This window comes from Flavobacterium aquicola (genome assembly GCF_003385115.1).
In the GTDB taxonomy this organism is placed as follows: Bacteria; Bacteroidota; Bacteroidia; order Flavobacteriales; family Flavobacteriaceae; genus Flavobacterium; species Flavobacterium aquicola.
The window spans coordinates 117111-131209 of record NZ_QUNI01000013.1; the positions used below are offsets into that span (position 1 = coordinate 117111).

The window sequence follows — 14099 nt, forward strand, 5'->3', positions numbered from 1 at the left end:
GCAAAAGTGTAGCAATATTTATATATTTGGTTTTAAATTTTCAAATATCATGGCTACTCTAAAGTTCAAATTACGTAACGAAAGTGACAATTCAAACATTTATGTTTATTACTCAATTAGTCAAAAAATTAGGCTTTGGAGAAAAACTGGTTTTGTGATAAACTTCAAAGATTGGAATGCTGAAAAAGAGCAAAGTCGTTTAAGAGATGATGATGCGAAAAGACTCAACATTCGATTAGCGGAATTAAAAATACATTTAGAAAAAAACTACAACAATGCTGTAAGTGAAGGAATAGAATTTACGGGTGATTGGTTACAGAATATAATAGATGTTTTTAATAATAAAGTTGCTGTTGTTGATTTAGATGTTTTTACAAACTATATTCAAAAATATATTGATGATGCACCATTCAAGCAGAATCAAAAAAAAGAGCTTGGATTAAGCGGAGGACGTATCCAGAATTTAAAACTATTCAAGAACACAATTTCAAAATATGAAGCTGAAGCTTTGAAAGGTAAAAGTATTTTGGTCAAAGAAGTTAACTTGCAATTTCTTGACAAATACAAAATGTGGATGTTTGCAAAAGGATATTCAACTAATTATGTTGGAAAGAATATTGCAAATTTTAGAACTGTGTGCCGAGATGCTTTTAAGAACGATATTGAAACGTCAATACAGGTTCATAATTTTAAAGGACTGTCTGAAAGTAAAGAACCACAGGATATTATAGTTTTGAGTGAAGCGGAACAAGAATCTATTAAGTTGGCTGTGCTTACAAGAGAGGCTTTGATAAATGCTAGGAAATGGTTGCTGTTAGGTTGTTTGATTGGACAACGTGCTGGCGATTTGTTGAGTATTACAAATGATAATATAAAAGAAATTTCTGGAGCTAAAATCATTGAATTGAAACAAAAAAAAACTGGAAAATTGGTTGCTATTCCATTGTTGCCTAAAGCAATCGAAATTGTAGAAAGTGGTTTGCCATATAAAATATCGTTATCCCGTTTCAATGAGTATATTAAAGATGTGTGTAAAGAGGCAGAGTTGAACACTTCAACAAAATGGAGAAAGAAAGAAACGCAAGGTGAACCTAGTGTAATTAAAGTTTCTCCAAAACACGAAGCTGTTAGTAGTCATATTTGCAGACGTTCTTTTGCAACCAACTTTTACGGAAGGATTCCAACACCCATTTTAATGAATATTACGGCACATGGTACTGAGCGTATGTTCTTATCTTACATAGGAAAGACTACCTATGATAATGCACATCAAATGTTGGAATATTTTAGTAAATTGTCTTCCGATATAAAACCAACTTAATTTACTAAAGTGACTAATACCGAGCTAATTGAATTTTACGAAAATGTTGAGAAAGTTACTCCTTTTACTATAACACGGACGGTTTATGATTTGACAAATGATTTGGATATAAATCTTTTACGCTTTCTGAGAAGAGATTTTTTTCATTATCACTTGTTGAAAATAAAAGCAGAAGTCTATCGTCATAGTGATGTGGAGAATAAAGATATCGAGTATGTTTTTAATACAATTCTGAATGATGACTATCACATGTACGATATGGAACATACAATCGATTTTTTTTGTGAGTATATTAATGTAAGTTTTACTGATGTTCTCATTGATAAGACAAATGCTTTTTTTCCTGTACTTAATGTGTTAATTGATATTGCTTATAGTAAACTGGAGAAAAATCAAGTTGGAGATAAAAAATTACCATTAGAGGTTTATGATGAACTAATAGAAGACTATAATATTCCAATTGTTAAACGGATAATTTATCTCGAAAAACTGGGCGTGATAGATTTTTTAAAAAAGCAAACTCCTTTTAATACGTCTATAAACAGCATGGCAAATATTTTGGGTCATATTATTGATGCAAAACCAAGTTCAATTCAACCATTGTTGAATCCGCTTTTAGGCAACGATTTAGATAATAAGAACAATCCTTTAAATTCAGCTAAAAATGTAATGGCTGTTGAAAATTATTTATTGAAGATTGGTTATTCTTTAAAAAAGACTTAAATTTATAAGTAGAGATAGTGTAGGTGATAAAAATTTGTCTATAATTTGATTTTTATGATGTTTAAAAAGAATGGAAATATTCAATTTACCTTATTTTAATAGTAATGAGAGGTTTGTACTCGATTATAATAACTATCTTTGCAATTGTATTTTGTTTTTTAGATGAGTTTTATTTGATTTTCATGTTTTTTTTTATTTATATTTGAGCCGAGTAAAACCATTAATAATAAAATAATATACTATTGCATTTAAAATCTAAATCAGAATTTAATATGAGTGCCGCAAAAATACTCATTGATGATTATGATAATTATGCGTCTAGCGTTCATTGTTCATATTATGGATGCTTTCAATATATTAAACATAAATTAAATCAGTTAGGTCATACATATGAGCAAATTGATTTAGCGATACAGCAATCAAAGGATAGTAAAGGAGTGATTCTTTCTACTCATGGATATCCTTTACAATTAATTCAAAAAGAGTTAACCGCAAAATATAATGATAGTGGTTTTTTAGCTCGTGAAATTAAAGATAAAGTAAAGCTTTTAAAAGCCTTTCGAACGTTGTCAGATTATCACAATGAAATTGTAGATTATGATAAAGGAAAGAAAGCTTTAACGCTTAGTAATGAAGTTTTAAATATCATCAAAACAAAACTATAATGGATTCAAAAAATTTTATAATTGAGAAATTAAAAGGATTGTATGCTGATTTGTCATATTTAGAAATAAGATATGAATTTAGGGTTAACATAGCTACTCATTTAATTGAAGTTAAGCCTGTTCATTGTTACGATAAGGATAAAGCTTATATTTTAAAGCAAATAGAAATTGAAAATCAATTCGAAGAATTGTTTTCAAATGAAGAAATTCTTTTTATGTCTGAAAATATATTGATTCAAATTGAAAAGCCAATCTTGGAATTAGGAATTTCACTAATTGAACAAAAATCTCAGATTGTAACTGCATCATATTCAATTGAACATATAATGCCGAATAGCAACGTTCTTGAAGAGGTATTCGATTCACTTAGTAAAGTGAATATAAATAGTCCGATTTATCACTATGTAAATTATTCAATGAATAATGAATTTGTTGTTACAGCTAAGCCTTGTGCTAATGTTATATTAAATGATTATTATATGAATGAGTCACCACATTTCAAAGACGAAGTCGTGGCGAAAGAAACTAAAACAAAAAAAGACTCTGAGATTAATCAGAGTCTTTTTTTTTTATTAATATTGTAGCATGATAAATAGTGAAAACGCAATAGGTTTTAAATTTTCGAAATATAAAATTTCAAGATTTTCATTCAATGAAGCAAATAATGAAAATTCAGATTTTAATATTTCATTTAGTCCTTCTGGATTGTATAATGAAAATACAGGTGAATTTGTTTTAACTTTAGCTGTTGAAGCTAAAGAGGTTGGGACAGATAAAGTAGTTGTTGAGGCAATTGGAATTGCTGAATATCAATTTGATAAGCAGTACCAATTAGCAGAATTGCCTTCGCATTTTTTTTTAAGTGCTGTACCCATATTTTTTCCTTATTTGCGTTCTTTTGTTAGTACATTAACACTTCAGGCTAATTCAAATGTTATGATTTTAGGGTTGATAAATTTCACAAATATGGCTGAGCCTTTAAAAGCTAATACCAAAGTGATTTAATATTTAGGTATAATTTTTATCCATGCTGACCTTTTTTTATTCCTTAAACATCAATTTTTTATTACTGGTCGGTAATGATTGAAACATTAAGTACAGCTACATAGGGATTTTACTTTAGCAATCTTCTCCGTTCACGTTGTTCATTAATAGAAACCGTGAACACCGTGAACATGAACGCTACAAACTCATATATATGTCGTCTAACTCTTCTTGACGAATACCAAGATAACGTTTTGTTATCGCTGGTGATGAGTGATTGAATAATTCACTAAGGTATAAAAGAGCTTTATCAGTCTCATTGTTATTAGCCCAAACTTGACGACCAAACGTTTTTCTGAGCGAGTGACTGCTAATTGCAACGTTTTTAGTTGCAAACATTTCTTTTAGTTTACGGTTTACATATTGTACCGTTATTACAGTCGACTGGTTTGAAGTAAAAATATAACCACTTCTTATTTCTGTTCTTGTTTTAAGAATCTCGTAAGCATTTTTAATATTGTCGTTTAATCGAATGACACGTTTTTTATTAGTTTTAGATTCTACCAATGAAATTGAATCATTTTCTAAATCTTCAAATTTCAATTCCAGAATGTCAGAAATTCTCAATCCAGCATTTATGCCAAACACTACTAAAAATCCTAATTTATAGTTTTTTTCAGTTTTGATAATTTTCATTGCTTTGTTCAATGTTGAATCAAAATTTAGATAGTCGCTAGTAGTGATTGAATTTTTAAGGCTCATGGCTGTAATTATTTATTACTGTAAAGATAGTAATAAAAGTTTCAAAAACAACTAAAATTAATTAAAAGTGAAACTTTTTGACTTTAAAAGTTAATCGAAATTCCGTTAATCCTTTATTCATAAGGGTTTAGCTAAAATAAAAAGTTTCACTATTGCTAGAAGTGAAACTTTTTTACAGAAGTAAAATATTAAGCTGGAATTATTATACTTAATTGAATAATTATTACGCTGGAGTTGTTTTTGAAGATGTTTTAATTCATGTATTAAAAGCATCAAATTTTAATTAATAATAGATTAAATTAGCACTTTTAAAATAAGACAATAAAATAAAAAATGCCCGAATCAACACATAATAATCAAGTAAAATCAAAAAAAAGGGTTACTGACCATGGGGAAGTTTTTACGAATGAACGAGAAGTAAATTCAATGCTTGACCTTGTAAAACAAGAAACAGAGAGAATTGATTCCAGATTCTTAGAACCAGCTTGTGGAACAGGGAATTTTTTGGTCGAAATCTTAAAAAGAAAATTAACAGTAGTTGAAATTAGATACAAAAAAAGTCAATTAGAATACGAAAGAAATGCAATTACAGCAATTTCAAGTATATATGGTGTTGATATATTAGAAGACAACGTAGAGGCATGTAGAAACAGATTGTTAAAAATACTTGCAGAATTGTACAAAACTCATTACAAAAAAGATTTTAATGAAGAATTTCTAAAATCTGCGCAGTTTATCTTGTCCAAAAATATTATATGGGGTGATGCCCTAACTATGAAAACAATTCATGGAAAGCCGATAACTTTTTCTGAATGGAGTGCTGTAAATGGAAGCATGCTTAAAAGAAGAGATTTTCAATTAGATAAATTACTCGAAAATGTGGAATTTGACGACACTGAAATGAATTTGTTTTCAGACCACCAAGAGCCTGTTTTTATACCTCAACCAGTTGCAGAATTTCCTTTAACTCATTTCCTTAAAATAGCCGAAAATGACTGAAACGAATTATAATCCTGATGTATTAACTTGCCTTGCCAACTTGAGCAATGACGAGGTTTTTACACCTCCCTCATTAGCAAACCAAATATTGGACAGTTTGCCTCAGGAACTATTCAGTAATCCACAAACTACTTTTCTTGACCCCGTAAGTAAATCTGGCGTTTTTTTGAGAGAAATAGCCAAACGGTTGATGAAAGGTTTGGAAAGTCAAATACCAGACCAACAAGATAGATTGAACCATATTTTTACTAAACAACTTTTTGGAATTGCTATAACTGAACTCACTTCGTTATTAACTCGTAGGAGTGTTTATTGCTCCAAAATTGCAAACGGAAAGTATTCAATATGCGAAACATTTACTGATGAAAAAGGAAACATCATTTTTGACAAAATCAATCATACTTGGCAAAATGGAAAATGTACCTTTTGTAATGCAAGCGAGGAAGTTTACAATAGAGAAGATTCTTTAGAAACCTATGCTTATCAATTTATACACACCAACAATCCTGAAAAAATATTTAAAATGAAATTTGATGTCGTTATAGGAAATCCACCATATCAACTGAGTGATGGAGGACATGGAAGAAGTGCTAGTCCAATTTATCATAAATTTATTCAACAAGCCAAGAAGCTTAGTCCAAAATATTTATCGATGATTATTCCAGCTCGTTGGTATGCTGGAGGGAAAGGTTTGGATGAATTTAGAGCGGAAATGTTAAGTGATAAAAAAATTAGAAAAATTGTAGATTTTGAAAACTCGAATGAAGTTTTTCCTGGTGTAGATGTTGCGGGAGGAATATGTTATTTTCTTTGGGATAGAGATAACGAGGGATTGTGCGAAATTACTAATTTCAAAAATGACGAAGTAGTAAAACTCGAAAGGTCTTTAGACGAATTTTCTATTTTAATTAGACAAAGTAAAGCTGTTGCAATCATAAGAAAAATTAATAAAATTGAGAATTCAAAATTCAATTTAGATAAAGTTATTTCTGCTTCAAAACCTTTTGGTATAAGGGGGCATCATAAACCTTCAAAAACGGGAATTCCTTGTCATTTTACGCAAAAACAAGGAATTTTAAATGTTAACAAAGAAGAGACATCTGATAGATATAAAATAATTGATAAGTATAAATTATTAATCCCAAGAGCTCCAATTGCTGGTCAAACTGATTTTTCAAAACCAGTTGGTTTTTATTATGAAGGTAATGTTCGTATTGCAAAACCAGGGGAAATTTGTACTGAATCTTGGATTGTAGCTTATGCATCGAATTCATTAGACAAAGTTGTTTCTTTTAAATCCTATTTATTTACTAAAACAGTTCGTTTTTTATTGCTTCAAACAGTTGTTTCTCAAGATGTAACCAGACAAAACTTTTCACTTATTCCAGATTTAGGTAAATATGAAGGTATTTATACAGATGAAATATTATGTACAAAATGGGGGATAAATAAAGAAGAATGGGAATTTATTGATTCAAAAATTAAGGCAACTGAATTAATGGGAAATAGAAAAAACGAAGATAATGAGTAAGAACTATTTTCCAGAAAAAAGTATTCCTAAAGTTTATTGTTATACCGATACACGTTTTGCTAGTTGTATAAAGGTAGGCTATACAACCAAAACTGCTGAGGAACGAGTTGCGGAACAATATCCTGTAAAATTGCCAAATATGAGTTACGAAATCATATTGGAAGAATTGGCGATACGTAATGATGGTACGCTTTTTACAGATAAGGACATTCACAAATTATTGAATGCAAAAAAAGTTAAACATGTCAATGGGGAATGGTTTGAATGTTCATTGAAAGAAGTTAAAGCTTGTATTCTTGAAATAAAAACTGGGGTTGTAAATGAAGACAAGCGTACACTTGATTTTGGATTACGTCCTGAACAAGCGGAAGCTATAAACAAAACAGAAGCCTATTTTAACAGTTTTAAAACAGAAAATAAAGAACATATTCCTCACTTTCTTTGGAATGCCAAAATGCGTTTTGGAAAAACATTTACAACTTATCAGTTAGCCAGAAAAATGGGTTGGACAAAAATCTTGGTTCTAACTTTTAAACCTGCGGTTCAAAGTGCATGGAAGGATGATTTAGAATCTCATATAGATTTTACTGGTTGGCAGTTTATTTCAAATAAAGAAGATGATTTGAGTTTTGAAGATGTTGATTCAACAAAACCTTTTGTTTTCTTTGGCTCATTTCAAGACTTGTTAGGTAAAAATTCGGCAGGAGGAATAAAGTCAAAAAATGAATGGGTTCACACTACTAATTGGGATTGTGTTGCTTTTGACGAATATCATTATGGAGCTTGGAGAGAAAACGCCAAAGAACTTTTTGAAGCCGAAAGTCCAAAAGAGCAACAATTCGGTGAAGGTGTTGGAATCGAATATTTTGATGAAAGTAATATGCCAATTACGACTAATCATTATTTGTATTTGTCAGGAACGCCTTTTAGAGCAATTGGTTCAGGGGAGTTCATAGAAGAGCAAATTTTTAATTGGACTTACTCTGACGAACAAAAAGCAAAAACAGAATGGAAAGGAGATAAAAATCCTTATTCATCTTTACCCAGAATGGTAATGCTAACCTATCAAATGCCCGATGCCATTATTGAAGTGGCTATGAAAGGTGAGTTTAATGAGTTTGATTTGAATGTTTTCTTTTCTGCTGATGGTGAAGGGGAAAATTCAAAATTCAAATATGAAAATGAAGTTCAAAAATGGTTGGATTTAATTCGTGGAAATTTAGCAGAAACAACTATTGACAATTTAAAAATGGGGGCAAAAAAGCCACCTATGCCATTTTCACACGCTAAACTTTTAAACGTTTTACAACATACTTTTTGGTTTTTACCAACAGTTGCTTCTTGTTTTGCAATGAAGAATTTAATTGACCAAAAACAAAATAAATTTTATCATGATTACAACGTTATTGTTTGCGCAGGAACAAGTGCGGGTATTGGTGTTGAAGCACTAAAACCAGTTGAAAAGGCATTAGCAAATCCATCAGAAACCAAAACTATAACTTTATCATGTGGTAAATTAACAACAGGTGTTTCTGTAAAACCTTGGACAGGAATTTTTATGTTACGAAATTCGTCTAGTCCAGAAACCTATTTTCAAGCGGCTTTTAGGGTTCAAACACCATGGACAATAAAAAATCCTGATAAAAATGCACCAAACCGAGAAGAAATTGTAAAACACGAATGTTATGTTTTTGATTTTGCCCCTGATAGAGCATTAAGACAAATTGCCGATTATAGTTGCAGATTAAACGTGGGTGAGAGTAATCCTGAAAAGAAAGTTGAGGAGTTTATAAACTTTTTACCAGTATTGGCGTATGATGGAAGCTCAATGAAAGAAATTGATGCGGCTGGAATATTGGATATTGCAATGAGTGGTACAACAGCAACTCTTTTGGCAAGACGTTGGGAGAGTGCAATGCTCGTAAACGTTGATAATTTTACTTTACAACGATTAATGGATAACAAAGATGCGATGGAAGCATTAAGTAACATTGAAGGGTTTAGAAACTTGAATCAAGATATTGAAACTATTATCAACAAGTCCGAATCGATTAAAAAAGCAAAAGCCGAAGCCAACGAAAAAGAATTAACCCAAAAAGAGAAAAAAGAACTTTCAGAAGAGGAAAAAGAATATAAAAGTATAAGAAAACAAATTCAAGAAAAGTTAATAAAATTCGCTACCCGAATTCCAGTTTTTATGTATCTGACTGATTACAGGGAAAGAAGTTTAAAAGATGTAATTACACAATTAGAGCCTGCTTTATTTAAGAAAGTAACAGGACTAAATGTGAAGGATTTTGAACTACTCGTTAGTTTGGGGGTTTTTAATAGTGCATTAATGAATGATGCTGTTTATAAATTCAAAAGATATGAAGACGCAAGTTTATCCTATTCAGGGATAAGCAAACATCCAGAGGATAAGATTGGTCTTTATGATACGGTTATTAGTGCCGAAGATTTTAATTTGGAATTATAATCTAGTAAAATAATAAGACCACATTTAACACATCATCAAAAAAGCCACTATTGACAGTAAATAGTGGCTTTTTTTTATAAAACGATTGAGTAAATACTGGAGCATCTAGGTACGATGTAGAACCGCTAAGTACCTATAAATTGCACTTTTGGAACTATTATTTGCTATTTTGGTCTCGAAATTTTAAAAGGCAATCTGATGTAAGGTTTTTGCTTACCTAAAAATAGTTACCTAAAGAGGCGGATAACGAGAACAATTGAATTTTAGAATGGAGGGAGGAAGGAGAGGGAGGTCTATCCTAACTGCTCTATTTTTTTTCTAATAACAGCAATTTCTTTTTGAAATTGTAATTTGGACATTTGTTTGTGTAATTCAGCTTCTCTTTCTGGATTTTCTTCAATGTTAATTTCCATCTGTTTAAGTCTTATTTTATCCTCTATAGTGTTCATCATTCAAACGGTTTGTTAAGCACTCTTCTTTAAAAAGTTCATCTAATTGATTATTGTTTTTTAACCATGAATACTCTTGAAATAAGTGCCAATCATCATATTGAGCATCTTCTCCGTATTTTCGAGATATATACATTATTAGTAATTCTTTCAGCTTTGGGCTGTGGTCAAGGTTTGTTACTTTTTCCATTTTTTAAATTTTTAAGTTTCTTATTATATTATTTCTGTTATTATCGGGGCTTTATTAGTGTAGTTTACGCTACTATATTTATTTATTATGGTTGTAGCTTCAAAAGAGATTTCGTTCCAGGAAAAGTACCTATAAATAACATTTTCAACTATTGTTTTTACTTCTGGTAATTGAGCATCGGTGATAAAGTGAACATGATTGTAACCTCTTCCATCTAGTTCTATCGTGTATTTGATGTATTTATCTGGCATTTGATTTTTTATCTGGTAAATAAGGTATTGATGGTATTCCTTGTCGTAATTTTCAAAAGGATTCCATGATACGAAGCTTTGCCAATCGTAATTATTCTCAGTATAAGTTTTTCTTTTGTTAATTGGCATAAACTCGTTTATGATTGAGTAATGTATTTTCCATTGCTTACCGTCTTTCTCTAGTAAACTAGTCACTCCAGCATATTTTTCTTTGATTTTAACCATTTTGTATTTCAACATTCTTATTGATAGTCCAGTTATTTTTGGTAATTGGTTAAGCTTGTAATATGTGTTATTTCTTTTGCTGTTAGCATTGTTGATTAATTCATTAAACTTTTTTTTCATTCTAAATTGGATATAAAAAGGTCAAGAGAGGTTGCTAATCTCTTGGGTTATGTCTGTTGTCTATTTATAAATATGTGAAACTTTTGAAAAAGATGCACTTTGACTAAAAAAAGGTGTATTTATTTTTTATTGGGTCTTAGTTGAATTCATTTTTTGGCTAAGCATCTAATCAATGCAAAATAAATTATTGCACCTATTTTCTATAAAATCAAGTGATTAAGTTTTTGCTATTCGAATTAGGGAAACCCTAAAAAATCCCTAATAAACCTTTGCGAAGCATTTAAAAAGAAAAAACTATGACAACGCAAATTTTACTAAACGGCATTACAATTGAGCAATTGGCGGAAGCTTTAAAACCATTATTACTTGGGAAGACTCAAGAACAAATTCAACCAGAAAACCCATTATTAACTAGAGATGAGGTTTGTGAGCTTCTTTCCTTTAATAAAACAAGTCTTTGGAAACACACAAAAAGCGGAAGGCTTAAAAGCTACGGTATTGGAAATCGTGTGTACTATAAAAGGGATGAAGTGTTAGAAGCTGTTAAACCTATCAATTCATAAGCTATGGAAAGTGTAAACAACGGATTAGAAGTATTAAGTAATGTAATTGATAAAGCAATGACTTCAAGTAATAGTATAGTTAAAAATGAAAATATTGGTTTGTTCACTATTAAAACTGGTAATGAATGGATTGAAGAAGCAAAAAACAAACCTGTGCCGAAAATGCTTTTTGGTGAGTTTTGGTTCGAGGGGGAATTATGTATTCTGTTTGCTGATTCCAATGTTGGTAAATCAATTCTAGCAGTACAAATAGCTGACAGTATAAGTAAAAACAAAGAGATAACACCTTTTAAATTAGAAGCAAAAAAACAGGCTGTCCTATATCTTGATTTTGAGTTATCCGCTAAACAATTTGAAAATAGATATTCTAAGAATTATGATGAGCATTATTATTTCGATAATGGTTTTAGCCGAATAGAAATCAATAGTGATGCAGACTTACCACCGAATACAGATTTTGAAACTTATCTTTTACATTCATTAGAATGGTCAATCGCTAAAACAGGTGCTAAAACTATAATAGTCGATAATCTAACATATCTTAAAAGTGGTAATGAATCCGCTAAGGATGCGCTCCCTTTGATGAAGAAATTGAAAGCATTGAAAAGTAAATATGATTTGTCAATGTTAGTTTTGGCTCATACGCCTAAACGTGATTTGTCCAAAGCAATAACTAAAAACGATTTGGCAGGAAGTAAGATGTTAATGAATTTTTGTGATAGTTCATTTACTATTGGTCAAAGTTCCGCAGATTCCAATTTAAGATATATCAAACAGATTAAACAACGAAATACCGAAGAGATTTATGGTGCTGATAATGTTTGTGTTTGTCAGATATTAAAGCCTCAAAATTTTCTAGAGTTTGAGTTCTTAGATTTTGATGAAGAAAAAACTCATCTAAAAGAATCAAATAAAGCAGATAGGGATGAACTTATTGAGCTTGCTAAAGAGCTTAGCGATAGCGGTAAAACCCAAAGGGAGATTTCAGACGAATTAGGTATCGCAGTTGGAACAGTTAACAAGTATCTCAAACTATAAAAGTGTTCATGTTGTTCATTGTTAAAAGAGTGAACATCGTGAACAATGTGAACAAAAAAAATAAAAATGAAACAGTATAAATATAGTCTGGACAATAGTAGCAAAAAGTTTACTTGTCCAATGTGTAAAAAGAAGACATTTGTTAAATTTATTGAAACTGAAAGCCGAGCATATTTAAGTGATAGTTTAGGTAGGTGTGACCGTGAAAGTAGTTGTGGTTATTTTAATGTACCCTCGTCTAATGGTATAATTGTCAAAAAAGAAAGGATTATTGATTATGTCGAAACTAGTTTTCATAGTTTGCAATTGGTTGAAAGTAGTTTTCTTTCAAAAAACAGAAATAATTTTATTCAATTTCTAATGAATAATTTTCCAGAAGAAGCGGTAAACGAAGTAGTTTTGAAATACTTAATAGGCACGTCAAGACGTTGGGATGGTTCTACAGTTTTTTGGCAAATTGATAATTACGAATGTGCGCATGCGGGTAAAATATTAGCTTATAATCAAGAAACTGGGAAACGAATTAAAAGTAACGAAGGCAAAGCGTTAATTGATTGGGTTCATAGTGTATTGAAAAGAAAAGGTGTTATACATGATTTTAATCTTAGGCAGTGTTTGTTTGGGTTGCATCTTATTAGAAACTCTAATGCGAAAGTCATTGGACTAGTTGAAAGCGAAAAAACAGCCGTTTTAATGAGTCTTTTTAAACCTGAGTATATTTGGATGGCTACAGGTAGCAAAGGCGGATTAAAATACGAGTTTTTGAAGCCAATTCAGCAATATAAAATCATTGCATTTCCAGATAAAAGTGAATACAATGATTGGTTAATTAAAGCAAAACAGTTAAATGGGTTTAATTTTGATATTGTCGTTAATGATTGGTTGGAACAAAGCAATTATAGGGATGGTACGGATTTGGCTGATGTATTGATATTAGAAAAACAAAAATGTATTAAACTTGGCATTTAAGAACCTCATCTTATATGCCTATTTTAATAAACTTTATTCCGCTTTAAAACCTATGTTTGCTAACTTATTAATAACAACATTTACGGTTTTTATTGATTTTAAAGGATTGTTTTTCTCTGATGTGCCTTTGCTCAACATTGCATTTAACATTGGTTGTATCGTGCTGGGCTTTATTCCAGTTACACCGCTTAAAGCATTTGCTAAACTGTTTATAGTAGTGTTGAATGGTGATAAGCTACGCATGTATTCTATAAGACCTAACTTTTGAAGAAATATAATTTTTGAAACGTTGTTACTTTCACTATAATCAATAAGTTCATCTTGAGCTTCATTCTCATTTTCGCCTTGAGCTACATCAATAGTTTTATTGATGTTTTCTTTATATCTAATCAGTTCGTCAATATCGTACAAGAAGTCAGCCATGCCTTCAAAAATCATTTCAACTAGTTCATAATTTTCAGTAGACAATATCCCATCTATTGATTGATTGACAATTTTGAGTTCATTTTTATCCATTTCCCTGATTGAACTTGCAAGAAAATCTCTAGCTCTAAAAGCTATTTCATCATATTCGGTATTTTGTGAAGGCACATGACCATCAAGTTCTTTTGCTAATTGCAAAGCTTTTTGAAGATAATGTTTGTTGAAATCTATTTTCAATGCCTTCAATAAAAACAAATCAAGATTATTTGTAAGTTCATATATTTTTTTTGTTCTTAAAAAAATTGATAAATACATGTATTCATCGTAGAACTCATTCAATTCAATTTGTGTCATCTTATTATTTTACATTAATATTTATCGCTAATTTATCAAATTATTGGAGCTTTTGA

16 protein-coding genes are annotated in these 14099 nt (G+C 30.5%); 11 read left to right on the forward strand and 5 right to left on the reverse strand.

Annotated features, from left to right (window positions below; genetic code table 11):
• Positions 1–154 precede the first annotated feature (154 nt).
• From C8P67_RS18225 to C8P67_RS18245, 5 genes are all read left to right on the forward strand, one after another.
• Positions 155–1321 (forward strand): phage integrase SAM-like domain-containing protein, encoded by a 1167-nt coding sequence (locus C8P67_RS18225; RefSeq protein WP_170141489.1) that lies wholly within the window; start codon positions 155–157, stop codon positions 1319–1321.
• A 9-nt stretch (positions 1322–1330) separates the two neighbouring features.
• On the forward strand, positions 1331–2044 hold the full coding sequence (locus C8P67_RS18230) for a hypothetical protein (RefSeq protein WP_115814617.1): 714 nt from the start codon (positions 1331–1333) through the stop codon (positions 2042–2044).
• Between the two features lie 272 nt (positions 2045–2316).
• Positions 2317–2709, forward strand: a complete 393-nt coding sequence (locus C8P67_RS18235) for a hypothetical protein (RefSeq protein WP_115814618.1) — start codon at positions 2317–2319, stop codon at positions 2707–2709.
• A complete protein-coding gene (locus tag C8P67_RS18240; protein WP_115814619.1) occupies positions 2709–3293 on the forward strand; it encodes a hypothetical protein in 585 nt (194 codons plus the stop codon). Before C8P67_RS18235 ends, C8P67_RS18240 begins: the two co-directional genes overlap by 1 nt.
• Position 3294: 1 nt before the next feature.
• Positions 3295–3714: a protein-export chaperone SecB gene (locus C8P67_RS18245; protein ID WP_115814620.1), complete on the forward strand. Its 420-nt coding sequence runs from the start codon at positions 3295–3297 to the stop codon at positions 3712–3714.
• A gap of 177 nt (positions 3715–3891) precedes the next feature.
• Here C8P67_RS18245 and C8P67_RS18250 read toward each other — a convergent pair whose 3' ends face one another.
• Positions 3892–4455: a tyrosine-type recombinase/integrase gene (locus C8P67_RS18250; RefSeq protein ID WP_115814621.1), complete on the reverse strand. Its 564-nt coding sequence runs from the start codon at positions 4453–4455 to the stop codon at positions 3892–3894.
• A 333-nt stretch (positions 4456–4788) separates the two neighbouring features.
• Here C8P67_RS18250 and C8P67_RS18255 point away from each other — a divergent pair, with 333 nt between their 5' ends.
• The 3 genes from C8P67_RS18255 to C8P67_RS18265 are packed head-to-tail and all read left to right on the forward strand — an operon-like array spanning position 4789 to position 9461.
• The gene (locus C8P67_RS18255) at positions 4789–5454 is read left to right on the forward strand and encodes a DNA methyltransferase (RefSeq protein ID WP_115814622.1); all 666 of its coding nucleotides are present in this window, start codon (positions 4789–4791) and stop codon (positions 5452–5454) included.
• Complete coding sequence (locus tag C8P67_RS18260) at positions 5447–6985, forward strand: Eco57I restriction-modification methylase domain-containing protein (protein WP_115814623.1); 1539 nt, start codon at positions 5447–5449, stop codon at positions 6983–6985. The genes C8P67_RS18255 and C8P67_RS18260 overlap by 8 nt, the downstream gene beginning before the upstream one ends.
• On the forward strand, positions 6978–9461 hold the full coding sequence (locus C8P67_RS18265; protein ID WP_115814624.1) for a GIY-YIG nuclease family protein: 2484 nt from the start codon (positions 6978–6980) through the stop codon (positions 9459–9461). Before C8P67_RS18260 ends, C8P67_RS18265 begins: the two co-directional genes overlap by 8 nt.
• 293 nt (positions 9462–9754) lie before the next feature.
• On the opposite strand, the gene C8P67_RS22185 is transcribed toward C8P67_RS18265, so the two are convergent.
• The 3 genes from C8P67_RS22185 to C8P67_RS18275 are packed head-to-tail and all read right to left on the reverse strand — an operon-like array spanning position 9755 to position 10696.
• Positions 9755–9913: a hypothetical protein gene (locus C8P67_RS22185; protein ID WP_170141490.1), complete on the reverse strand. Its 159-nt coding sequence runs from the start codon at positions 9911–9913 to the stop codon at positions 9755–9757.
• On the reverse strand, positions 9891–10100 hold the full coding sequence (locus C8P67_RS18270) for a hypothetical protein (protein ID WP_115814625.1): 210 nt from the start codon (positions 10098–10100) through the stop codon (positions 9891–9893). Before C8P67_RS18270 ends, C8P67_RS22185 begins: the two co-directional genes overlap by 23 nt.
• A gap of 23 nt (positions 10101–10123) precedes the next feature.
• On the reverse strand, positions 10124–10696 hold the full coding sequence (locus tag C8P67_RS18275; protein WP_115814626.1) for a hypothetical protein: 573 nt from the start codon (positions 10694–10696) through the stop codon (positions 10124–10126).
• 296 nt (positions 10697–10992) lie between these two features.
• Here C8P67_RS18275 and C8P67_RS18280 point away from each other — a divergent pair, with 296 nt between their 5' ends.
• From C8P67_RS18280 to C8P67_RS18290, 3 genes are all read left to right on the forward strand, one after another.
• Positions 10993–11259: a helix-turn-helix domain-containing protein gene (locus tag C8P67_RS18280; RefSeq protein WP_115814627.1), complete on the forward strand. Its 267-nt coding sequence runs from the start codon at positions 10993–10995 to the stop codon at positions 11257–11259.
• A gap of 3 nt (positions 11260–11262) precedes the next feature.
• Entirely contained in the window at positions 11263–12297 is a 1035-nt protein-coding gene (locus C8P67_RS18285) for an AAA family ATPase (protein WP_115814628.1), read from the forward strand.
• Positions 12298–12363: 66 nt separating this feature from the next.
• Positions 12364–13266 (forward strand): DUF6371 domain-containing protein, encoded by a 903-nt coding sequence (locus tag C8P67_RS18290; protein ID WP_115814629.1) that lies wholly within the window; start codon positions 12364–12366, stop codon positions 13264–13266.
• Between the two features lie 33 nt (positions 13267–13299).
• Here the strand turns inward: C8P67_RS18290 and C8P67_RS18295 are convergent, their stop codons facing one another.
• Positions 13300–14043 carry a hypothetical protein gene (locus C8P67_RS18295; protein ID WP_115814630.1) on the reverse strand — a complete coding sequence of 248 codons (744 nt, stop codon included), beginning with the start codon at positions 14041–14043 and terminating at the stop codon, positions 13300–13302.
• Between the last annotated feature and the right edge of the window lie 56 nt (positions 14044–14099).